This is a genomic window from Propionibacterium freudenreichii subsp. freudenreichii (assembly GCF_000940845.1).
Lineage (GTDB): Bacteria > Actinomycetota > Actinomycetes > Propionibacteriales > Propionibacteriaceae > Propionibacterium > Propionibacterium freudenreichii.
In genome coordinates, this window is the sequence record NZ_CP010341.1 from 2,368,527 (window position 1) to 2,389,468 (window position 20,942).

General features: G+C 69.2%; 20 protein-coding genes. 8 read left to right on the forward strand and 12 right to left on the reverse strand.

Annotated features, from left to right (window positions below; genetic code table 11):
* Positions 1-21: 21 nt before the first annotated feature.
* Together RM25_RS10365 and cmtR are read right to left on the reverse strand one after the other, a co-directional pair.
* On the reverse strand, positions 22-2,136 hold the full coding sequence (locus RM25_RS10365; protein WP_013162053.1) for a heavy metal translocating P-type ATPase: 2,115 nt from the start codon (positions 2,134-2,136) through the stop codon (positions 22-24).
* The gene (gene cmtR / locus RM25_RS10370; protein WP_275451356.1) at positions 2,133-2,480 is read right to left on the reverse strand and encodes a Cd(II)/Pb(II)-sensing metalloregulatory transcriptional regulator CmtR; all 348 of its coding nucleotides are present in this window, start codon (positions 2,478-2,480) and stop codon (positions 2,133-2,135) included. Before cmtR ends, RM25_RS10365 begins: the two co-directional genes overlap by 4 nt.
* Before the next feature lie 188 nt (positions 2,481-2,668).
* Here cmtR and RM25_RS10375 point away from each other — a divergent pair, with 188 nt between their 5' ends.
* Complete coding sequence (locus tag RM25_RS10375; protein WP_013162055.1) at positions 2,669-3,157, forward strand: GNAT family N-acetyltransferase; 489 nt, start codon at positions 2,669-2,671, stop codon at positions 3,155-3,157.
* Between the two features lie 70 nt (positions 3,158-3,227).
* On the opposite strand, the gene RM25_RS10380 is transcribed toward RM25_RS10375, so the two are convergent.
* Both RM25_RS10380 and RM25_RS10385 read right to left on the reverse strand, forming a co-directional pair.
* On the reverse strand, positions 3,228-3,782 hold the full coding sequence (locus tag RM25_RS10380) for a hypothetical protein (protein WP_013162056.1): 555 nt from the start codon (positions 3,780-3,782) through the stop codon (positions 3,228-3,230).
* Between the two features lie 82 nt (positions 3,783-3,864).
* Complete coding sequence (locus RM25_RS10385; protein ID WP_013162057.1) at positions 3,865-4,209, reverse strand: MerR family transcriptional regulator; 345 nt, start codon at positions 4,207-4,209, stop codon at positions 3,865-3,867.
* A 94-nt stretch (positions 4,210-4,303) separates the two neighbouring features.
* Between RM25_RS10385 and RM25_RS10390 the strand changes: the two genes are divergently transcribed.
* The 3 genes from RM25_RS10390 (at position 4,304) to RM25_RS10400 (ending at position 7,273) form a co-directional block, all read left to right on the forward strand.
* Positions 4,304-5,494: an MFS transporter gene (locus tag RM25_RS10390; RefSeq protein WP_036941512.1), complete on the forward strand. Its 1,191-nt coding sequence runs from the start codon at positions 4,304-4,306 to the stop codon at positions 5,492-5,494.
* Positions 5,495-5,519: 25 nt separating this feature from the next.
* Complete coding sequence (locus RM25_RS10395; RefSeq protein WP_013162059.1) at positions 5,520-6,209, forward strand: glutamine amidotransferase; 690 nt, start codon at positions 5,520-5,522, stop codon at positions 6,207-6,209.
* A gap of 83 nt (positions 6,210-6,292) precedes the next feature.
* Entirely contained in the window at positions 6,293-7,273 is a 981-nt protein-coding gene (locus RM25_RS10400; protein WP_013162060.1) for a ribose-phosphate diphosphokinase, read from the forward strand.
* Positions 7,274-7,423: 150 nt separating this feature from the next.
* Here the strand turns inward: RM25_RS10400 and RM25_RS10405 are convergent, their stop codons facing one another.
* The 3 genes from RM25_RS10405 to RM25_RS10415 all read right to left on the reverse strand — a co-directional run bounded on the left by RM25_RS10405 (position 7,424) and on the right by RM25_RS10415 (position 10,250).
* The gene (locus RM25_RS10405) at positions 7,424-8,035 is read right to left on the reverse strand and encodes an HdeD family acid-resistance protein (protein WP_044636434.1); all 612 of its coding nucleotides are present in this window, start codon (positions 8,033-8,035) and stop codon (positions 7,424-7,426) included.
* A 170-nt stretch (positions 8,036-8,205) separates the two neighbouring features.
* Entirely contained in the window at positions 8,206-9,024 is an 819-nt protein-coding gene (locus RM25_RS10410; RefSeq protein WP_044636435.1) for a PIG-L family deacetylase, read from the reverse strand.
* On the reverse strand, positions 9,021-10,250 hold the full coding sequence (locus RM25_RS10415) for a glycosyltransferase (RefSeq protein WP_044636436.1): 1,230 nt from the start codon (positions 10,248-10,250) through the stop codon (positions 9,021-9,023). The genes RM25_RS10410 and RM25_RS10415 overlap by 4 nt, the downstream gene beginning before the upstream one ends.
* Positions 10,251-10,422: 172 nt before the next feature.
* Between RM25_RS10415 and RM25_RS10420 the strand changes: the two genes are divergently transcribed.
* Positions 10,423-11,280 (forward strand): hypothetical protein, encoded by an 858-nt coding sequence (locus RM25_RS10420; RefSeq protein WP_044636437.1) that lies wholly within the window; start codon positions 10,423-10,425, stop codon positions 11,278-11,280.
* On the opposite strand, the gene RM25_RS10425 is transcribed toward RM25_RS10420, so the two are convergent.
* Positions 11,281-12,039: a hypothetical protein gene (locus tag RM25_RS10425; protein ID WP_060759142.1), complete on the reverse strand. Its 759-nt coding sequence runs from the start codon at positions 12,037-12,039 to the stop codon at positions 11,281-11,283.
* A gap of 95 nt (positions 12,040-12,134) precedes the next feature.
* On the opposite strand from RM25_RS10425, the gene tnpC reads away from it, so the two are divergent.
* Complete coding sequence (tnpC, locus tag RM25_RS10430; protein ID WP_097784151.1) at positions 12,135-13,514, forward strand: IS66 family transposase; 1,380 nt, start codon at positions 12,135-12,137, stop codon at positions 13,512-13,514.
* A gap of 4 nt (positions 13,515-13,518) precedes the next feature.
* On the opposite strand, the gene RM25_RS10435 is transcribed toward tnpC, so the two are convergent.
* Together RM25_RS10435 and RM25_RS10440 are read right to left on the reverse strand one after the other, a co-directional pair.
* Positions 13,519-13,851: a hypothetical protein gene (locus tag RM25_RS10435; RefSeq protein ID WP_044636439.1), complete on the reverse strand. Its 333-nt coding sequence runs from the start codon at positions 13,849-13,851 to the stop codon at positions 13,519-13,521.
* Entirely contained in the window at positions 13,844-14,677 is an 834-nt protein-coding gene (locus tag RM25_RS10440) for an aminoglycoside adenylyltransferase domain-containing protein (protein WP_155642784.1), read from the reverse strand. The genes RM25_RS10435 and RM25_RS10440 overlap by 8 nt, the downstream gene beginning before the upstream one ends.
* Positions 14,678-14,791: 114 nt before the next feature.
* On the opposite strand from RM25_RS10440, the gene RM25_RS10445 reads away from it, so the two are divergent.
* Positions 14,792-15,688 (forward strand): D-hexose-6-phosphate mutarotase, encoded by an 897-nt coding sequence (locus RM25_RS10445; protein WP_048770022.1) that lies wholly within the window; start codon positions 14,792-14,794, stop codon positions 15,686-15,688.
* Positions 15,689-15,763: 75 nt separating this feature from the next.
* Here the strand turns inward: RM25_RS10445 and RM25_RS10450 are convergent, their stop codons facing one another.
* A complete protein-coding gene (locus RM25_RS10450) occupies positions 15,764-18,046 on the reverse strand; it encodes an ATP-binding cassette domain-containing protein (protein ID WP_044636440.1) in 2,283 nt (760 codons plus the stop codon).
* Between the two features lie 175 nt (positions 18,047-18,221).
* On the opposite strand from RM25_RS10450, the gene RM25_RS10455 reads away from it, so the two are divergent.
* Positions 18,222-18,533 carry a CHY zinc finger protein gene (locus tag RM25_RS10455; RefSeq protein WP_013162069.1) on the forward strand — a complete coding sequence of 104 codons (312 nt, stop codon included), beginning with the start codon at positions 18,222-18,224 and terminating at the stop codon, positions 18,531-18,533.
* A 280-nt stretch (positions 18,534-18,813) separates the two neighbouring features.
* Here RM25_RS10455 and tkt read toward each other — a convergent pair whose 3' ends face one another.
* Positions 18,814-20,880, reverse strand: coding sequence for a transketolase (gene tkt / locus RM25_RS10460; RefSeq protein ID WP_044636442.1), 2,067 nt, complete (start codon positions 20,878-20,880; stop codon positions 18,814-18,816).
* Positions 20,881-20,942: the final 62 nt, after the last annotated feature.

A 20,942-nucleotide genomic window follows, 5' to 3' on the forward strand; every position in this document is an offset into this window, starting at 1 on the left:
CGCCACCTGTGGCGTGACTCATCAGGCAGAATGCGCCACCATCCGTGGCGCCGCGGGCCCCTCCACACTAGGGGGCACGGGGCCCTGGGCTGCCGGGGCCCCGCCGCGGGCCCGTGCCACGCGCGCCGCCCGGATGCCGTTGGCGATCACGATCACCTCGGCGCCCTCATGGATCAGCACCACGGTGGCCAGGCCGAGCACCCCGGTGATGGCCAGCGGCAACAGGGTGGCAATGATCAGCAGGGACAGGGCGATGTTCTGGTTCATGATGCGCCGCCCGCGCCGGGTGAAGGCGAAGGCCCCGGGCAGCAGCCGCAGGTCACTGCCGGTGAAGGCGACGTCGGCCGATTCGATGGCGACGTCGGATCCGCCGGCGCTTCCTTGTCCGCCGCGTGCACCCATCGCGATGCCGAGGCTGGCCGCCGACAGGGCCGGCGCGTCGTTGATGCCGTCGCCGATCATGGCGGTGGGCGTGCGCCGTGACAACTCGCTGACCGCGCTCGCCTTCTGTTCGGGACGCAGCCCGGCGCGCACATCGTCGATGCCGGCCTGACGCGCCAGTGCCTGCGCGGTGCGTTCGTTGTCGCCGGTGAGCATGGTGACGCCGATGCGCTGCTCGCCCAGTGCGCGGATGGTCTCGGCGGCCTCCGGGCGCAGCTCGTCGCGGATGCCGATGGCCCCGAGCGGCTGTCCGTCGCGGTGCACGAGCACCACCGTCATGCCGTCGGTCTCAAGCTGCTCAACGCCGGCGGCCCGCGCGCCGGGCGCCAGCCAGCGGGGACTGCCGACGGTGATCTCGTGGCCCTGCACACGGCCCCGGATGCCCCGGCCGGGGAGCTCGGTCACGTCGGTGGCGCCGGGCGCGTTCGTCGCAGCGGCGACGATGGCGGTGGCCAGCGGGTGGTTGCTGCCGCGTTCCAGCGCCGCGGCGGCGTCGACCACCTGCTGCTCGCTGACGCCGGCGGGGCGGGCGTCAGCGGTGGACGCCGTGCTGGTTGTGGACGCCGGGTCTGTCGTGGACGCTGCGTCACTCGTGCGCACGCTGTCCTCCATGGACCCACCGTCCACTGTGGACGCTGTGAGCACGCGCCCCACGCAGGGGCTGCCCTGGGTGAGGGTGCCGGTCTTGTCGAAGGCGACATGGCGCACGGCCCCGAACTCCTCGAAGGCGGCACCGCTCTTGATCACCAGGCCGAACCTGCTGGCGGCACCGATGGCGGAGACCACCGTCACGGGCACGGCGATGGCCAGCGCACACGGCGAGGCGGCCACGAGCACCACCAGGGCCCGGCCGATCCACACCTCGGGGCTACCCAGCAACGAGCCGAGCACGCCCACCGCCACGGCCAGGATGAGCACGCCGGGCACCAGGGGTGCGGCGATGCGGTCGGCGAGGCGGGCGCGACGGCCCTTCTTCGCCTGCGCCTGCTCGACCAGGGTGACGATCGTGGTGAGCGAATTGTCGCTTCCGGGCGCGGTGGCGCTCACCTGCAACGGACCCGAGATGTTGATGCACCCGGCGGAGACCGCGTCGCGCGAGCCCACCTGCACCGGAATCGACTCCCCGGTGATGGCCGAGGTGTCCAGCGAGCTGGCGCCGTCCCGCACGACGCCGTCGGTGGCGACGCGCTCGCCGGGGCGCACCAGCAGGAGGTCACCGACCTGCAGCTGCGACGCCTCGACGTCGGTCGGCTTGCCGTCCACCAGCACGGTGGCCGTCTTCGGGGTGAGCTCGAGCAGGGCGCGCAGGCCGCTGCGGGCCCGGTCCATGGCCTTGTCCTCAAGCGCCTCGGAAATGGAATACAGGAAGGCCAGGGCGGCGGCCTCGGCCACCGCACCCAGGATGACCGCACCGATGGCGCTGATCATCATCAACAGGCTGATGCCCAGGCGTCCCTTCAGCAGGGCCCGCAGGGCACCGGGCACGAAGGTCGACGCGCCGAGCAGCAGGCCGGCCCAGTAGAGCACCAGCGAGGCCGTATTGGCCTGGGCCAACGCGCTGACGAAGCCCGCGGCCAGCAGCACGCCGGAGCCGATCGGGAAGATCACCTCACGGTCGCGCCACCAGGCGAGCTCGTCGTGGTCGTCCGCGCCGGCGGGCGCATCGTGGTCGCAGCACTGCGTTGCGGAGCTCATGCCCGGGCCTCCAATTCGATCGGCTGGTCGGCCTCATTGAGGCAGGAATCGGTGGGTGTCACATCGAGCGCCACCTGCGCGAGCTGCACCAGGGCCGCCGACAGGTGCGCGCCGGCAATGGCATAGCGCACCCGGCGCCCCTCATAGGTGGCACTCACCAGGCCGCAATCGCGCAGGCAGGCCAGGTGGTTCGACACATTGGCACGCGACAGCTCCAGGTGCTCGGCCATCTGCGCCGGATAGACCACGCCGTCGACGATAGCCAACAGCAGGCGGCACCGCGTGGGATCGGCCAGGGCATGGCCCACCCGCGCCAGAGCCTGTTCGCGCGTCTCATGAATCATCACGGACGCAATAGTAAACCCTCGGCTGAACCATCACAACGGATTCCCATGCCGGACGCCGCCCCACCCGCGCCCCGCTCCCCAGCACGCATTCGATCCGAGCCGCCCCAGTCGGTAGGGTCGGGCAGGTTATGTGGCTCCCCTCATTCTTCAGCCGCACGTTCGGACGCGCGGGCAATAATGGCCGAATGGCATCTGCTCCCGGACACGTGCGGGTTCGCCCCTACATGGACTCCGACGCCGGCATCACGCGGTCGATCTTCCTGCAATCGGTCACGCTCACCGCTGCCGAGGACTACACGAAGCAGCAGATCGACGCCTGGGCCTCGCCCCAGGACCGCCCGCTTGACGAGTGGAACCGCGACCGGCAGGAATCGGGCACCCTGGTGGCCGTGGTGGCCGGCGTGGTGATGGGCTTCACCGACATCCGCGAGACCGGCTACATCGACATGTTGTTCGTCTCGCCCAAGTTCGTGCGTCGTGGCATCGGCTCGGCGCTCCTGCGGGAGGCCGAGAACCGGGCGCGCATCGCCAAGGCACCCCTGTTGTACTCGAATGTGAGCATCACGGCGCGTCCCTTCTTCGCCCACCACGGCTTCGTGGAGGTGGCCGAGCAGCACCCGATCATCCACGGCGTGCAGGTGAAGAACTACCGGATGAACAAGCACCTGTTCTGACGAAGCCCGTCGCCCGGGCCGGGGCCAACGTTGCGGGCAGGTCCGCCGCAGCCAGCAGCGCTGGACGCCATCACCCCTTGTCGGGGCCGGATTCCTCGTCGGCGCTCGCCTGCGGGGCACCCTGCGTCCCGGGCTCCTGCCCACCATGGTTGCGGCGCTGCACGGCATTGAAGTACTTCGCGTCCAGTGGCACCAGCCGACCGTCCGACTCCTTCAGCACGAACAACGGCACCCACAGGGTGTCGGGCAGCTTCTGGTTCATCTCGCCCACCACGACACCCACCCGGGTGAGCGTCACATCGTGGCGATAGCTGCCCTCATAGGCCGAGCCCTGCCGGATGGCGGTGGCGTAGGCATTGCGGTCCTCGGGCTCGTTGAGCACCCCGTCGCGGGTGACCTCCACCAGCATCGACTTCACCGGCTTCGTGCCCTTCTGCAGGCCCACCACGATCGGCAGCATCAACAGTCCCTGCGCGCGACCCACCGGGTCGGACTCGCGGGCCAGCTCGGCGAAGTCCGCCGCCACCGGCGTCACCTCGTCGCCCTCACGCACGGCAACCTCACCGTCCGCCTGCACCAACACCGGGTGCAGGTCGATCTTCAGATGTTGCGGCTCATCAGCCATGGCATTCCTCCACCCACTCGTCGCACATCCCAGCCCAGGGACCCCCGGTACCCGACCTCCCCGACGCTAGTTCGACGCGGGCTCACAAATCGGCCGTCTCAAGCTGGCGCGCCACGGCCTCGCGTGCCTCCTGCAGGTGCCCTATGCGCTCGTCGATCTGCGAGAGCTGGCGCACCAGTGCCTGCCGGGTGGCGTCGCAGAAGGTCGTCGCCTCGTCGGCAAGGCAGGGCGACAGCCGCTTGAGCTGCTCACTGGTGAGCCCGATCGCGAACAGGGCATGGACGCGTCGGGCGCGCGCCACGTCACCCGCGTCGTAGTCGCGGTAGCCATTGGACAGCCGCCGGGCCGCGAGCAGCCCCATGTCGGTGTAGTAACGCACCTGGCGGGTGCTCAACCCCGCCACCTCGGCGAATTCCCCGATGCGCATGCCACTCCCCCATCGATGCCCCGTCCCGAATCCGTGGATGGGCTCCGGACGCCGACTTGACCTTCACACTGATGTCAACGTTTGCGTTACCGCTGTGAAACGCATTCCAGTCCTGTCCTTTGCGGTGATGTTCCTGGTGGCCACCGACACCTTCCTGGTGGCACCGCTGCTGCCCGATCTGACGCGCCGCTTCGGGAACTCACCGCGCATCGCCGGATGGATGGTCTCGGCCTATGCCATCGGCTATTGCCTCACCGCGGTGTTCTCCGGGCCGATCTCCGATCGCTTCAACCGGCGCAATGTGTTGTTCGCGGGCACCATCGCCTTCTGCGTGGCCACCTTCGCCTGCGGGCTGGCCTGGTCGTTCCCGGCCATGCTCGCGCTGCGCTTCGCCACCGGGGTGGCCGCGGCAGTGGGCAGCCCGCAGATCTGGGCGGCGATCCCCCAGCTCGTGGCCCCCAGCAGGGTCGTCGCGACGATGGCCGCCCCCACCGCCGGCCTGACGATCGCCCAACTGGCCGGCGTGCCGGTCGGCAGCTTCCTGGCGGCCGTGTCCACCTCGACGCCCTTCTTCGTGGTGGGGGCGGTGGCGGCCCTGGTGGCGATCGCGGTGGGGATCTGGTTCCCCTCGGTGCCACCGACCGGTCACTCCGGCGGCATCATCGCCCAGTACGCGGGCCTGTTGCGCACGCCCCATGCGCCCACCCGGTTTGCCGCCTACCTGGTGTTCCAGTTGGGCAACTTTGCGGTGTTGTCCTTCGCGGCCACCTGGTTCGCCCGTGGCTTCGGGCTGAGCGTGTCGGGGATCGGCGTGGCCATGATCGTATTGGGCGCCGGCAACACCCTGGGTGCCGTCGTGGGGCCGCGCATCGTGCGTCGCGTCGGGCAGGGACGCACCCTGGCGGTGGCCATGGCCTGCTATCTGGTGGGTTACCTCGCGCTGCCCTTCAGCGCGGGCATCGTGGCCGCCGCCGCGATCCTGTCGGGCACCTTCTTCCTGGGCGGCACGATCTTCCCGGTGTTCATGGGCCTGTTGCAGTCGTTGACCACCACGGCGCGCGGCACGGTGTCGGCGTTGGCCAATATGTTCATGTACCTGGGCTCCACCATCGCGGGGATCATCGGCGGGCCCCTGCTCGCGGCCCTGCCGGGCTTCTGGGGCATCAGCCTGCTGGCCATGGTGGCCATGGCCGCGTCGCTGGGACTGTGGGCCGCCTCGGGTTCACTGCGCCGCATGCCGGCGTCCGCCGCACGGGGGTCACGCACCGAACCGGCCACCGGCTAGGCGATCCCCGTGATTGCATGAGGCCATGCCAACCGCCGTCGTACTGCAGCATGTCGCCTTCGAGGACCTCGGGCTGTTCGCGCCACGCCTGCGCGCACGCGGCTATGGGCTGCAGGTGTTGCAGGCTGGCGTCGACGCCCCCGAGCCCCTGGTCGACGCCGACCTGGCCGTCGTGCTGGGTGGGCCGCTGGGGGCCCGTCCCGACGCCGAGTTCCCGTGGATGGCCACCGAGCTGGAGGCCCTCACCAGGCGGGTGCAGGCCCGACGCCCGACGCTCGGCATCTGCCTGGGTGCGCAGTTGATGGCCGCGGCGCTGGGCGCCAGCGTCGAGCCCATGGGGGTCAAGGAGATCGGCTATGCACCGCTCACGCTGACCCGCGAGGGTGCCGATTCGCCGCTGTCGGTGCTCGGCAGCGCCCCGGTGCTGCACTGGCACGGCGATCGCTTCGGCCTGCCGGACGGCGCCGAGCTGTTGGCGTCCACCCCCACGTGCGACCACCAGGCATTCCGGCTGGGACCCAACCTGCTGGGCCTGCAGTTCCATCCCGAGGCCGATCCGGCACAGATCGAGCGCTGGCTGATCGCCTACGACGACGAGCTCAACGCGGCGGGCATCGCCCCGCATGCGCTGCGTGACCGGGCGCGCACCGACGGCGTCGCCACGGCCCGCGTGGCACCCGGACTGGTGGACGCCTGGCTCGACCAGCTGGCGTGAGCCGGCCCCTGGACGGGATCGGGCTCGTGGGGTTGGCCGACCCGCTAGTCTGCTGAGTATCCGGCCTTGCCGAAAGGATGGCAGTGAAGGACATCATCGTGTTCTCCGGCTCAGCCCATGAGCCATTTGCCGAACAGGTCTGCCAGCACCTGGGGGTGCGACTGTCTCCTGTGAACATCTCCCGGTTCAGCAACGACTGCCTCCAGGCGCAGCTGCTGACCAATGTGCGCCAGCGCGATGTGTACATCGTGCAGCCGCTGGTGCCGCCCACCCAGGACCACCTCATGGAGCTGCTGCTCATGGTCCAGGCCGCCCGGGGTGCCTCGGCCGACCAGATCACCGCGGTGATACCGCACTATTCGTATGCGCGCTCCGACAAGAAGGACGCCTCGCGCATCAGCGTCGGCGGCCGCCTGGTGGCCGACATGCTGAGCACCGCCGGCGTCGACCGCGTGCTCACCATGCAGTTGCATGCGCCGCAGGTGCAGAGCTTCTTCTCGGTGCCCGTCGACCAGCTCACCGCCATGGGCGTGCTGGCCCGCTACTTCCAGGAGCACTGCGAGAACTCCGTGGTGGTCAGCCCCGACTTCGGCAACGCGAAGAGCGCGTCCACCTTCGCCCGCCTGCTGGGCGTGCCGGTGGCCGCCGGCAGCAAGCGACGCCTGGGCGACAACAGGGTGGTGATCGACACCATCGTGGGCGACGTGGTGGGCAAGCACTGCATCGTAATGGACGACGAGATCGCCACCGGCGGGTCGATCCTTGAGCTGGTGCGCAAGTTGAAGGACCAGGGTGCGGTGGACGCATCGGTCACCTGCACGCACGGACTGTTCGCCGGCAATGCGCTGGAGAAGCTGTCGGGCGAGAAGTTCATCACCGAGATCGTGTCCACCGATACCGTGCCGGAGCCGGCCGAGCACTGGCCCGAATTGCACGTGCTGTCAGTGGCCCCGCTGTTCGCCGAGGCCATCGATCGCATCCACAACGGCAAGTCGGTGAGCAAGATGTTCGAGGGCATCGATCCGGTCTATGCACCCCCGAAGGGCCAGGAGGGCCTGTTCTGAGGTCCACCGGGCGCCTGTCGCGACGACATTCCGCAATCTGGCGCGGGATGGGGGCGGGCTGGGCGCCAACGTCGGTGCCCAACCCGCCCCCATCTCCATGTGACGACCATCCACGCACGGTTGTTCCCGCGCGAAGACCGTCCAGCCGCCTCAGTGCTGGGCGCGCAGCACCTCCCGACCGAAGGTGAAGGCACGCACCAGCGAGACGATGCCCATCACCACCATCGAGGCGCCGGTGAACACCATGAGCATCACGGCCGACCAGGCGGGCGTCACCAGCACGATGATGCCGGCCAGCAGCGAGATGATGCCGAAGGCGATGGCCCAGCCCCGTGACTGGGCACTGCCCGATTCCAGCAGCGCGAGCACGCCCTCCATGATCCAGGCGACACCAATGATGATCGCCACCACCACCAGCAGCGTCTCGCCGGACAACCCGGGATTGCGCATCATCACGACGCCGCCGAGGATGAACAGCACCCCGAACAGGATCGACAACAGGCGCGACCCGACATGGATCAGCGGGGTCACCAGCGCCATCACGATGCGGATCACGCCCTCGACCAGCAGGTAGGCGCCCAGGATCACCGCGAGCGCGATGATCGTCTTGCCGGGCCATGCGAGCAGGGCGATGCCCAGGCCCAGGGCCAGCACGCCCAGCAGCGCGAAGCTGGCGCGCACCGTGGTGATGGCCCGCCGGGTGAGGTCGGGTGCATTGAGACGGAAGACGTCCCAACCGGACAGGTGTGATTGATCAGTCATGACAACTCCAGACGGATGGACGCTCCATCCGAATACAACGTTATCGACCTTCGTCACGCGATAGCACGGGCGGCCACCCGCCAGCAATCGGCGTCAATCAGCTTGATGACGCGATAATCACGCGTCCCGGCGTTGCCCGACCGGAATTGTCGTCGCCTGACCGGAATCGTTCAGCTTGCGATGAGGCCCACCCGGGTGGGGATCTCCTGGCGCTGGCCGCCCACGTGACGGATGTGCAGGTCGTTCTTCTCGTCGGCGCTCTCGGTGCCGTCGGCGGTGGTGCCGAGCACCTGCAGCTGGGTGCGGTAGGCGCGCAGGGCCTCGACCACCACGTCGCGCGACCGCACGTCATCGGGGGCGAACCATGCCGCCCCGGGCACCTCGGCGGTGGGGTCGGAGACGATCTGGATGCACGGGATGCCGACGTTCTTGGCCGCCGCGCTGACCACCTGGTGGGTGCGCAGGTGATCGGGGTGGCCGTAGCTGCCGGCGTCGTCGTAGCTCACCACGGCCGACCATTCGCGCTGGCGCAGCCCCGTGATGAGGTCCTCGATCTCCTCCTTCTTCGGCGACTTGGTCAGCGAGATCGGACTCGCGTCGGGCGCGGGCCCGGCTTGCGTCGGCGTGACCCACACCATGCCGGAATCGAGGTAGTGGCGTCCCTGCTGGGCCGGTGCCCGGAACGGCGCCTCGCCCAGGAAGTACTGCTTGCGCACCCCGAGCAGGTCGCAGGCGGCCTCGAGCTCGCGCTCACGCTGCACCACCAGTTGGTCCTGGGTGATGCCGGCGGGCAGCACCCCGGGCACCACTTCGCCACGTTCGCCGCGGGTGCAGGTGAGCAGGTCAACCCGGGCGCCCGAGTCGGTGAGCCCGGCGATCAACGGACCCGTCTCCAGGGTCTCGTCGTCCGGATGGGCATGCACCACCAGGAGCGACAGCCCGGCCGGCTTGTTCATGATCTGGTCGATGATTTCTGCAGCAGTGCTCATGCCCTGTTCCCCTCATTGAATGCGGCGATGACTCGTCGATAGCTGTCTTCCAGGCCCTGTGCCATCACAGTCCAGGTGTGTTGGCAGGCGAACTCGCGGGCAGCGCGGGTGAGGCGCTGGCGCAGGGCGCCGTCGTTGCGCACCGATTGGGCGGCCGCTGCCCAGCTCGCGGGGTCGCGGTCGTCAAGCAGGATGCCGGTCTTCCCGTCGAGCACGGCCTCGGGGATGCCGCCGGTGCGGGCGGCGATCGGCGGCACGCCGCTGGCCTCGGCCTCCAAGCAGATGATGCCGAAGGTCTCCGAGTAGCTCGGGTTGATCAGCGCGCAGGCGCCGCGCAACATGCTGGCCAGCTCGTCGCGGCTCTGCGAGCCCAGGAATGTCACCTTGTCGGTGAGGCCCAGCTCGCCCACCAGCGCATGCAACGACGCTTCGTAGTCGGCGAAGTCGGCCGATGCCTCGCCGGCCACGATCAATTGCGGACGATCGTATTCGGGGATCTCGGCCATCATCCGGATGGCGAGGTCGGGGCCCTTGAGCGGTTGCAGGCGGGCGGCGAACAGGAAATAGCATCCGCCGGTGTCGTCCCAGGCCCAGTGGCGTTGGCCGGCGCGCAGTGGATGGAACTGCTCGGTATCGACGCCGGGATGCACCACGTCGATGCCGTCGAAGCGGTGGTATCGCAGCTCGACGGCCCGACGCTCGGCGTGGCTCACGGCGATCACCAGGTCGGACTCGCGCGCTGAGAGGGCCTCGCCGGCGACGCGGCCGGGTGACTCGGCGGGCTCGCCGTCGGCCAGGCTGGTGGATCCGCTGGGCGCGGCCACCGAGTGGAAGCTCTGTACATGGGGCAGTCGCCACTGGCGGGCGAGTGGCAGTGCGGCCACCCCGCTGAACCAGTGGTGGGAATGGATCACGTCATAGTTTCCGGGCAGGCGGGCCATGGCGGCACGGAACGGCTCGATGAGCTCCTCCGACGCGCTCTTGGCCATCGGGTGCGGCGGACCGGCGTCCAGGTTGAGCAGTCGCACGCCCTCGGCCAGCTGCTCGACGGCCGGTTCGCCGGGATGGTCGCGGCGGGTGATCAGGTCGACCTGGTGGCCGGCGGCGGCCAGCGCCAGGGCGGCATTGAGCTCCACGACGTTCATGCCACCGGCGTCCGCCGATCCCGGAGAGGCAATGGGGGACGTATGGAGCGACACGAAGCCGATGCGCAGGCCCTCGCCCATGGTGCCCCCTGTCCTCCCCCAAGCATTCCAGTCCTCCTTCAAGCATTCCACATCACCGTGCACGCGGCGAGGGTGAACAACCAGCATCCGCGCAGGGCGCAGCAGCGGCGGGTCCGGGCGCTCCCGGCGGGTATCACCGGCCGGGGACGCGCCGGGCCCTAGGCTCATGGCCATGACGTTTCGCCTGCGTGCCCGCCCCGTGATCGCCGCCCTGTCCGTGCTGGCTCTGGCCGCGTGCGCGCAGCCGCCCTCGGCGCGTCATACCGAGACGGGTGACGGACCCACCTCGCCCGCCTCCAGCGCCTCGTCATCGGCCACCGGGGCACAGGCGATCCGTGGCTTCGATTTCGTCCACGCCGACTGGTACGACGCGAACGGCAATGCCACCGTGCGCAATGGCGCGTCGGCCAGCCCCGAGGCCAGCGACAAGTCATGGGCCAAGGTCGATGAGGCCAATGCCGGCAATGCCACGCAGTTCGGCGACCTGAATGGCGACGGATTCGCCGACGCCGTGGCATGGATCACCGTGGGCAACGGGTCGAGCTACTGGCACTACGCCTATGTGTGGCTGTGGGACGACGCGCAGCACACGGCAGTGCAGCTGCACCAGCCGGTGACCGACGACAAGCAGTGCGGCAATGTGACCAAGACGTTGACGATCTCGGACGCGAAGATCACCGTCGACCGGCTGATCCGTGCCGGGGAGGCCTGCTCCGACCAGCCGGCGCATCCGGTGGCGAACACCATCGCGATCGAGGGTGGCTTCCCGGTGCGCGAGACGCCGGTGCGGGCCAGCACGATGCCGGCCCTGGCTGCTTCCTCCGACGCCATGCAGCCGGGCGCGCAGTTGAAGAAGCCGCTCAAGCTGGCACCGGCTGCGGACGCCCCCGAGCTGGACCTCGGCCAGGTGAGCTTCATCGTGCTGGGCGGTCAGCGCGGCACCCTCGACAACGGCTTCCACCAGGTGCTGTTCCGCGCGTCCGGTGACCCGGTCACCTGGTACACGGCGTACACCGACGAGATCCAGTAATCAGCCGGCGTCCATCGCCAGCTGCTCACCGGTCAACGAATACCAGCCGGTGCGGGCGTCCGAGCCCGTTCCGCTGGACACCCTGGCCACCACCTCGTTGAATCTGTCGGACCATGCGACCTGCACGACGCTGGCCGAGCCCTGTTGCGCGGGCAGGCCGGTGGTCTGCAGGTGCCCGACGAGGGAGGCGACATCCACCGCGTTGATGTCGAAGCGGTGGGCCTCCAGCTGCGCGGCATCGGCGGGCGCATCGAGTGTGGTGGTGGGCAGCATGGTGCCGTCGGCGGCGCTGCACAACCGCGACTGGCGCAGCCATGTGTTGGTGCCATCGGGCTCGGCCTGGCGCCACAGCGCCTCGACGCCGCAGCTGCCGCCGGTGATACCCAGCCCCGCCGTGGCGCTCCCGGCGTCGGCCAGCACGGTGAGCTGGCCCACCTGCCCGCCGGGAGCGAGCTGGCGCAACTGCCGCAGCACGATCTCCAGGGAGGTGCCGGCGGCGAACGAATCGAGCTCGTAGACATTGGCCACGCCGATGCGGTTCGGCGAGCTGAAGCCCTTGATCAGGTTGGTGCTGACCTGCGCCTCGGGCGAGTTGCACCGTGATGTGTACCGGATGGCGCCGCCCCAGCTGACCGTGGCGTCGACCTGGGCGTCGGAGGCCTCGCACTGGTCGTCCTGGCCACGCAGGTCGGTCCAGGCCGCCATGAGCGCGCTCGGGGCGAAGCCGTCGCCGGAGACCACGCCATTGGTGGGCGTCAATGGCGTAACTGTTCAGCTGGTGGGTTCGGGGGTCTGGCGGGGTGTGCGGCGTGTCGCGTCGCTGGTCCGGGGGCTGGAGGTGGAGTATTCGGGGCATGCCGCGGTCGCGTAAACCCACCTATGACGAGCTGGTCGGGCTGGTGGCCGCCCAGGCGGCCCAGATCGCTGAGTTGGAACGCCAACTCGGGTCGACCTCGCGCAACTCGTCGAAGCCACCCTCGGCAGACGGGTTGGCCAAGCCGGCCCCGAAATCCTTGCGGCGCCCCTCAGAACGGCACCCGGGCGGCCAGCCCGGCCATCCGGGTGCGGCCCTGCGCCAGGTCGATCATCCCGATCACATCGTGACCCACGCCCCGGACCGGTGCCCGGCCTGCGGCGGGGTCCTGGACGAGTGCTGCGACGTGGGTGTGGTGGCCCGGCAGGTGGTCGACCTGCCCCAGGTGCGCGCGGTGGTGACCGAGCACCAGATCCTCACCCGCCGGTGCGCCTGCGGGCACCTGACGGCGGGGACGGCTCCGGCCGGGGTGGCCGCGCCGGTCTCCTACGGGCCGGCGGCCCGTGCGGCGATGGTCTACCTGGCCGCCGGCCAGTACATACCGATCAGGCGGGTCGCGGTGACCATGGCCGACCTGCTGGGGATGCCCGTGTCGACCGGGGCGGTGGCCGCCGCCGTCGAACAGGCGGGCGGTGAGCCCCTGGACGCCTTCACCGGCCAGGTGGCGGGCCGGATCGCCGCATCCCCTGTCGTCCACGCCGATGAGACCGGGCTGCGGGTCGCTGGGAAGCTGCACTGGGTCCACTCGGCCTCCACCGGTCAGTACTCGCATATCAGTGTGCACCGGCGGCGGGGCCGGGCGGGGATGGATGCCGCCGGCATCCTGCCCGGCTGCACCGGTGTGCTGGTCCATGACGCGTGGGCCCCCTACGACACCTACGAGCACGTGGACCACCAACTGTGCTGCGCCCACCTGATCCGCGAACTGGTCGCGGTGGCCGACCACCACGACGCCCACGACCCGCCCGGGGCGTTCTGCTGGGCCCGCCAGGTCCTCGACGCCCTCCTGCCGCTGATCCGCGATCCCCACGCCGCCGCAGGACAGGCCGACCCCGGACTGCTGGAGGCCGGGCGGCGTCTCATCGTCGACGCAGCACGACTGGGTGCGGATTCGGGAGTGCCCGGGAAGGTCGGGGCGAAGCACCGCGCCCTGGCCCGGCGGATCAGTGCCCGGATCGACGACTACCTGCGCTTCGCCACCACACCGGGCCTGGCACCCGACAACAACGCCGCTGAACGCGAGATCCGCATGGTCAAGGTGCATCAGAAGGTCTCGGGATGCCACCGCACTCTGACCGGCGCCGAGGGCTTCCTCCGGCTGCGCTCCTACCTGTCCACCGCCACCAAGCAGGCCTGCAACACCTACCAGGTCCTCGTCGACCTGTTCAACGGACAGGCCTGGACCCCAGCCACCACCTGAACAGTTACAATGGCTGGTTGGCAACCAACTCGACGGGTTTCTGCGGCAGCGCCCGCCAGCGCTGCTCGGCACCGTCGCCGGTGCGCACGGTGACCTCCAGGGCGAAGTCCGTGAGCCGCAACGCGGTGACGCCGACCGCCCCGGAACGCTGCAGGGTGCTGCCGACGGCCCAGTCGATGAAGCCCTGGCTGGCGGCGACATCATCACGCGGGATGTCCTCTCGCATCCGGGCGCGCATGCCGGGCAGCACGGCGGCGATCGCCACGAGCACCACCAGCACGAGCACCGCGGGCAGCAGCGGGGAGCGGGGCGGGCGCAGGGACGACGCCTCAGCCACGGGCGTCCGGGGCGTCCACGGGTGGACGAGGGGGCTCGATGCCGGCGCCCTGCGCGGGCGTGCCGGCCATCAGCACCCGCTCGCTCAGCTCGTCGACAAGGTCCTGCACGCGTTCGATGAGCGTGCGTTCGGCCGGGCCGCGCGGGGTCGGTTCCTCCACGGCGTACCACCACTCGTCGGCCCAGGTGATGAGCGGCTCCCAGCGCGGGAACTCGGCGGCGGTGAACAGGGCGGCCTCGCGCTTGGACGCCTGGCGCAGCAACCGGGCCGAGTACCAGGCACGGCACATGGTGAGCACGGCGTACACCTGCTGGTCCATGCGGGTGTGGCTGCGCGTCCACTGTGGCCAACCCGCCGCATGCTGGCGCACCGCGCGCAGGAACTCGTCGCGGGAGAACTCGGGCAGCACGGTGTCGGCGGGGTCACCCACCAGGTCGACCGAGCGTTCCCGGATCGATTCCCAACTCAGCACGTTCAGCTCGGTGAGCGGTTCCAGGTGCAGGGTCTCGCCGGCCTCCGAACGCAGTCCGACGTGCTGGCCGGTGCGGAATCCCGCCAGGCCGGGCAGCCCGACATATTCGATGTCGATGCGGTCGCCCCAGCCACTGAACTCGTCCTCCACGCCGGCGTGGATGTCGCGCACGGTGTCGAGCATCGCGCGGTCGGGATCGACGTCGGTGACCACGAGCAGGTTGACGGTGGCCTGGCTGGGGCTGAAGTCGGTGTCGGCTAGCCCGCCGCCCAGGTAGATGCCGACCACGCGCTCGCCGACCGCTTCCATGATCGCCCCGACCAGGGCCATGAGTAGATCCTCTTCGACAAGCATGGCGCACCTCCCTTTCGTCCTATCCTCGCGCGTCGTGGCGCGCGATGCCACGCCCGGGGGCGACAAGCCGGCATGGCGGATGTCGCCGGCTGCTGGATCGTCTAGTCTCAGGACATGCAAGACATCACACTTCCTGAGGGGCTGCGTCTCAACGAAGAGAGCCCCACCAATGACCAGTCCGGAGCTGGGTTCGCCACCATCGACGTGTCGACGCGCCTGTGCACCGGACGCATCCACCTGCATGGCGCCCAGGTGACCGCCTGGCAGCCGCGTGGCGCCAGCGAGCCGGTGTTCTGGCAGAGTGCCCAGGCCCAATTGGCCTCTGACAAGGCGATTCGTGGCGGGGTTCCGATCTCGTTCCCGTGGTTCGCCGATGGCCGCTCACACAATCAGAAGCCGGCCCACGGCCTGGCGCGACTGGCCGATTGGAAGCTCGTCGACGCCTCCTCGACGCCCGGTGGCGAGGTGACGGTGCGCCTGCGCCTCGACGACGAGACGCTGGCGAAGTCGAAGTTCGCGCCGGACGCCGAGGTGACGCTGGTGGTGACCATGGGCGTGGCCGTCCAGATGTCGCTGGTGGTGCGCGCCGGCAGCGCCGCATGCCATTTCGAGGACGCGATGCACAACTACTTCCATGTGGGCGATGTCACCCGGGCCAGCGTCAAGGGCCTGGACGCTGCGCGCTACCTGGACAAGGTGAGCGGACGCGACGGCCAGCTGCAGGAGGGGCCGGTGACCTTCAGCGGCGAGACCGACCGCGTCTACCAGTCGGTGGCCAGCGCCTCGATCGTCGACCCGGTGCTCAACCGCACGATCCGCATCGAGAAGAGCGGCTCGGAGAGCACCGTGGTGTGGAACCCGTGGAGCAAGCGCAGCGAGAAGGACTTCGGCATGGCGCCGGGCGAATGGCAGCAGATGGTCTGCGTCGAGACCGCCAATGCGCTGGCCGACGAGGTCTACCTCGAGGCCGGCGAGAAGCATGTGCTCAGCCAGGTGATCTCGCTGGGCTGAGGCCCGATCGCCCACGACGTCCACAGGGGCGGGTGGGGCACCCTCCACGGTGCCCCACCCGCCCCTGTGCTGGGTCTACCCGTCGCTGACGGCCCGCACGACGCTGTCATAGTTGGCGAGCGCCTGCCCGGTCACCGATTCGGGCACACCGAGCGAACCCTCGGGCGTGCCGGAATACAGGATGTGCCCGCCGTAGACGCCGGCACCGGGGCCCACGTCGATGAGCCGGTCGGCCTGGCTGATCACCTGCAGGTTGTGTTCCACCAGGATCAGCGTGTTGCCCTGGGCGACCAGCTCGTCGAACAGGGTGATGAGCCCGGCGACGTCGCTGAGGTGCAGCCCGGCGGTCGGCTCGTCGAGCAGGTAGATGCTGCCCACCCGGTTGAGTTCGCCGGCGAGCTTGAGGCGTTGCAGTTCGCCGCCTGACAGGGTGGTCATCGACTGGCCGAGCGTCAGATAGCCCAGGCCCACCCGCGCCACATTGTCGAGCTTGGCGTGCACCTCGGGCACCGGCGCGAAGAACTCCAGGGCGTCGTTGATGGCCATGGTGAGCACCTCGGCGATGTTCTTGCCGCGGTACAGGTAGCCCAGCGCCCGGTCGTTGTAGCGCTGGCCGTGGCACTGCTCGCATTCCTGCACCACCGGATCCATGAAGGCCATGTTGGTGATGGTGACGCCCTTGCCCTTGCAGCGTGGGCAGGCGCCCCGCCCGTTGTAGCTGAACCACGACGTGGCCACGTGGTTCGCCGCCGCGAACAGCTTGCGGATCACGTCGAGCACCTCGAGGTAGGTGGCCGGCGTCGAACGGATGTTCACGGTGATGGCGCTCTGGCGCAGGTCGACGTAGTCGCCGTGCAGCTGCTCGCGCAGGGCCTCGATCAGCGAGCTCTTGCCGGCCCCGGCCACACCCGAGATCACCGTCTCGACGCCCAGCGGCACGTCCACCGAGACGTCGTGCAGGTTGTGCAGGCCCACATGGCGCAGCGCCAGGCTCCCGGTGGCCGGCCGCGGCGCGCGGTAGCGCAGGGGCTGGTGCAGCATGCGAGCGGTGAGGGTGTCGGACGCCATCAGCTCGCCGTAGCTGCCGGTGAAGGTGACGGTGCCACCGGCACTGCCGGCCCCGGGGCCGATCTCGATCACGTGGTCGGCCATCGCGATCACCTCGGGATTGTGCTCCACGATCAGCACGGTGTTGCCGCGCGCCTTCAGCTTGCGCAGCGCCTTGTTGATCAGGGCGATGTCGTGCGGGTGCAGGCCGACGCTGGGCTCGTCGAGGATGTACACCAGGTCGACGAGCTCGCTGGTGAGGAACTTGGCGATCTTGATGCGTTGGGTCTCGCCGCCCGACAGGGTGCTGGTGATGCGGTCGAGCGTCAGATAGCCCAGGCCGATGTCGATGAGCGATTGCACCTTGGTGTGCAGCTGGCGCACCACCTCGGCCACCAGCGGCTCGGTGACCGAATCGAGGAAGTCGCGGGCGTGCACCAGGTCCATCCGCGACACATCGGCGATGTTGAGCTGGTTGATCCGGCTGGTGAGCGCACCGGGACGCAGCCGCGTGCCGCCGCAGGCCGGGCAGGGCCGACGCGTGACGATGGCGGCCAGGGCCTCGAGGTGGTGCGCCGCCTCCTTCTTGCCGATGATCGAGCGACGGATGCGCGGGATCACCCCCTCGTAGAGCGCCGACTTCGGCCAGGCCGCCGGGGCATCGGTGAGGCGGTGGCGCGGCGCATTCATCAGGGTGTCGTATTCGTCGGGCGTGTAGTCGCGCACCGGCTTGTCGTTGTCGAACAAGCCGCTGTTGGCGTAGCGCTTCCACCGCCAGGTGTTGGGGCCGAAGCTGACGAAGGTGATGGCGCCCTGGTTGAGTGACTTGTCGGGATCGATGAGCTTCGACTCGTCGATGTCGTCGACATATCCCAGGCCCTGGCAGCGCGGGCACATACCTTGCGGCAGGTTGAACGAGAAGGTGTCGGAGTAGCCGACGAAGGGCTTGCCGGCGCGGCTGAACAGCAGCCGCAACAGCGAGTAGATGCCGGTGTAGGTGGCCAGCGTGGAGCGCACCGAGGTGTGCATGCGTTGCTGCTCGATGACGATCGCCACCGGAAGGTGGTCGATGGCGCCCACATGGGGCTGGCCGAACTTCGGCAGGTACTGCTGGGTGAAGCTGGGGAAGGTCTCGTTGAGCTCCCGCCGTGACGACGCGGCGATCGTGTCGAACACCAGCGACGACTTGCCCGAGCCCGACAGCCCCACGAAGGCAGTCACCCGGTACTTGGGGATGGTGACGCTGACATGCCTCAGGTTGTTCTGCCGGGCGTCGTGCACGCCGATGAAGCCTTGCGGGAACTGATCCATGGCCGTCCTTGATGGGGGTGCCTTCATCCTAAACGGCGCCTGTGACATCCCCCGGGGGCTGCCATCGCGGGGCATCGGCGGCCCCCGGGGCGTCCACGGGCTTCGGACTGCGGGCTCCTAGACTTCGGGAGGGGACGCCTGCCGGCACGCGGCACCCGACATGCAGGAGGTGCACATGTCCATTGCCTTCCACGGCATCGGCCTGGACGCCGAGGGACGCTGCACGCACTACCACCAGGCCTCGGATGTGGTCGCGCTGAAATGCGCGCAATGTGGCCGCTACTACGCCTGTTACCAGTGCCACGATGCGCTGGAGCACCACCGGTTCGTGGCCACCGGACCCGACGAGCCGGTGCCGACGCTGTGCTGCGCCTGCAATACGGCCCTGAGCCATGAGCAGTACTCACAGGGCGCCTGCCCAGTGTGCGGCCACGAGTTCAACCCGCTCTGCGCCCTGCACAAGGACATCTACTTCACGGGTCGCTGAGGTCACGCGAGGAGGCCCGGACCCCAGACACGAACATGCGAAGGCCCACCCTCCGGCGAGGCGACGCAGTCCGTAAGATTTTCAGGACAAGTGCCTCGTCGGAGGGTGGGCCGGGCAGATCCCCTATCCACCCAACGACCGTCCCCCCGCCGGGACATCGACAGCCGGCCGAGCCCAGACATAGGCGTGACCCCCGGCAACGCGGCGCAGTCCGTAAGATTTTCAGGACAAGCGCGTTGCCGGGGGTCAGGCCGGGTAATGCGTGACTACCTGCCGGGCGTCACTTACCGAGCACGCCCTTGGCGACCTCGGCCACGTGCTCGCCGGTGAAGCCGAACTCCTCCATGAGCAGCGAGCCCTTGGCCGAAGCACCGTAGTGCTCCAGGCTCACCGAGGCGCCCTTGAAGCCGACGTACTTCGACCAGCCGAGAGACAGCCCCGCCTCGACGCTCACACGGGCGTCGATGCTGGAGGGCAGCACCTCTTCGCGGTACTCCGCGGGCTGGGCATCGAACCACTCCTGGCACGGCATCGACACCACGCGGGTGGCAATGCCCTGGGTCTCCAGGATGTCCTGGGCGTCCAGTGCCGGCTCCACCTCGGAACCGGTGGCGATCAGGATCACCTCGGGCTTGCCGTTGCGGGCCTCGCGCAGCACATAGGCACCCTTGGCGACGCCGTCGGTGGAGGCGAACTCACCCGAAGTGCGATCGACGGTGCGCACATTCTGGCGCGTCAGCACGATGCCGGCCGGACGATCGTGGTGCGACAGAATCTCGACCCACGCGGCAGCCGTCTCGTTGGCATCGGCCGGGCGCACGATGTCCAGGCCCGGAATGGCGCGGTAGCTGGCCAGGTGCTCCACCGGCTGGTGGGTGGGGCCGTCCTCGCCGACGCCGACCGAGTCGTGCGTCCAGACGAACACCGAGGGCGCACCCATGAGGGCGGCCAGGCGTACCGGGGGACGCATGTAGTCGGCGAACACGAAGAAGGTGCCACCGAAGGCACGAGTGAGGCCCGACAGGTTGATGCCGTTGAGGGCACCACCCATCGCATGCTCACGGATGCCGAAGTGCAGCACGCGCCCATAGGGATTGCCGGGCCATTCATCGGTGGCGCGGTCGGCGGGCAGGAAGCTCTCGGCACCCTCGATCGTGGTGTTGTTCGAGCCGGCCAGGTCGGCGGAGCCGCCCCACAGCTCGGGCAGCTGCTCGGCCAACGCCGAGATCACCTTGCCACTGGCCTTGCGGGTGCTCACCGCACCGGCCTCGAAGCTGGGCACCTGCAGGTCGTCGGGCAGCTTGCGGGCCAGCACGCGGTCGAGCAGTGCGGCCTGCTCGGCATGCGAACCCTGCCATGCCGCGAAGCGCTCGTCCCAGGCGGCCCGGGCGCCCCTGCCGCGCTCGGCCAGGGCCTTGCGGGTGTCGGCAACGATGTCCTGGTTGAAGGTGAAGGGCTCGGTGGGGAATCCGATCACCTTCTTCATGGCGTTGATCTCGTCCTCGCCGATGGCGGCGCCGTGCACATGGGCACTGCCGGCCATATGGGGCAGCGGCCAGCCGATCACGGTGGTGAGGCGGATCAGGCTCGGCTTGTCGGTGACCTTCTTGGCCGCCTCGATGGCGTCGAACAGGGCCTGCACGTTCTCTTCGTAGTGGTCGCCACCGTTGGTCCAGTCGATGTGCTGCACATCCCAGCCGTAGGCGGCGTAGCGGGCCTCGACGTCCTCATCGAAGGCGATGCGGGTCTTGCCCTCGATGGTGATGCGGTTGTCGTCATAGAAGACGATGAGGTTGCCGAGCTCCTGCACGCCGGCCAGCGACGCGGCCTCGGACTGCACGCCTTCCTGCATGCAGCCGTCGCCGGCGATCGAGTAGACGTAGCGGTCGAACACGCTGGCCCCGGTGTTGTCCGGGTCGTACAGGCCGCGCTCTCGACGGGCGGCCATGGCCATGCCGACGGCCATCGAGATGCCGGCGCCCAGCGGGCCGGTGGTGGCCTCGATGAACTTCGTGTGGCCGTATTCGGGGTGGCCGGGAGTCCGCGAGCCCGCCTGGCGCAGGTACTTGAGGTCTTCCAGCTCAAGGCCGAGACCGCCCAGGTAGAGCTGGGAGTACTGCAGCACCGAGGCATGCCCGGCCGACAGCAGGAAGCGGTCGCGACCGATCCAGTGCTCGTCGTCGGGGTCGACGTTCATCACCTTCTGATACAGCAGATAAGCCAGCGGTGCCAGCGAGATCGCCGTTCCGGGGTGGCCACTGCCGGCTGCCTCCACGGCATCCGCGGCCAGTGTGCGGGCGATGTTGACCGCCTCGCGATCTTCGTCAGTCCACTTCAGGTCGCTCATCCTTGTATCCTCCGATTCATTGCTTCCCTTCCATTGTGCCTGTTTATCGGGGCGGGCCAACC

What these genes read in the sequence shown, in the direction of transcription:
- RM25_RS10440 (WP_155642784.1), bottom strand. Translation starts at nt 14,677, where the DNA reads ATGCTTGTCGAAGAGGATCTACTCATGGCCCTGGTCGGGGCGATCATG.
- RM25_RS10365 (WP_013162053.1), bottom strand. Translation starts at nt 2,136, where the DNA reads ATGAGCTCCGCAACGCAGTGCTGCGACCACGATGCGCCCGCCGGCGCG.
- RM25_RS10410 (WP_044636435.1), bottom strand. Translation starts at nt 9,024, where the DNA reads ATGAGCACTGCTGCAGAAATCATCGACCAGATCATGAACAAGCCGGCC.
- RM25_RS10385 (WP_013162057.1), bottom strand. Translation starts at nt 4,209, where the DNA reads ATGCGCATCGGGGAATTCGCCGAGGTGGCGGGGTTGAGCACCCGCCAG.
- tnpC (WP_097784151.1), top strand. Translation starts at nt 12,135, where the DNA reads ATGCCGCGGTCGCGTAAACCCACCTATGACGAGCTGGTCGGGCTGGTG.
- RM25_RS10455 (WP_013162069.1), top strand. Translation starts at nt 18,222, where the DNA reads ATGTCCATTGCCTTCCACGGCATCGGCCTGGACGCCGAGGGACGCTGC.
- RM25_RS10415 (WP_044636436.1), bottom strand. Translation starts at nt 10,250, where the DNA reads ATGGGCGAGGGCCTGCGCATCGGCTTCGTGTCGCTCCATACGTCCCCC.
- RM25_RS10380 (WP_013162056.1), bottom strand. Translation starts at nt 3,782, where the DNA reads ATGGCTGATGAGCCGCAACATCTGAAGATCGACCTGCACCCGGTGTTG.
- RM25_RS10405 (WP_044636434.1), bottom strand. Translation starts at nt 8,035, where the DNA reads ATGACTGATCAATCACACCTGTCCGGTTGGGACGTCTTCCGTCTCAAT.
- RM25_RS10450 (WP_044636440.1), bottom strand. Translation starts at nt 18,046, where the DNA reads ATGGATCAGTTCCCGCAAGGCTTCATCGGCGTGCACGACGCCCGGCAG.
- RM25_RS10445 (WP_048770022.1), top strand. Translation starts at nt 14,792, where the DNA reads ATGCAAGACATCACACTTCCTGAGGGGCTGCGTCTCAACGAAGAGAGC.
- RM25_RS10375 (WP_013162055.1), top strand. Translation starts at nt 2,669, where the DNA reads ATGGCATCTGCTCCCGGACACGTGCGGGTTCGCCCCTACATGGACTCC.
- RM25_RS10420 (WP_044636437.1), top strand. Translation starts at nt 10,423, where the DNA reads ATGACGTTTCGCCTGCGTGCCCGCCCCGTGATCGCCGCCCTGTCCGTG.
- tkt (WP_044636442.1), bottom strand. Translation starts at nt 20,880, where the DNA reads ATGAGCGACCTGAAGTGGACTGACGAAGATCGCGAGGCGGTCAACATC.
- cmtR (WP_275451356.1), bottom strand. Translation starts at nt 2,480, where the DNA reads ATGATTCATGAGACGCGCGAACAGGCTCTGGCGCGGGTGGGCCATGCC.
- RM25_RS10395 (WP_013162059.1), top strand. Translation starts at nt 5,520, where the DNA reads ATGCCAACCGCCGTCGTACTGCAGCATGTCGCCTTCGAGGACCTCGGG.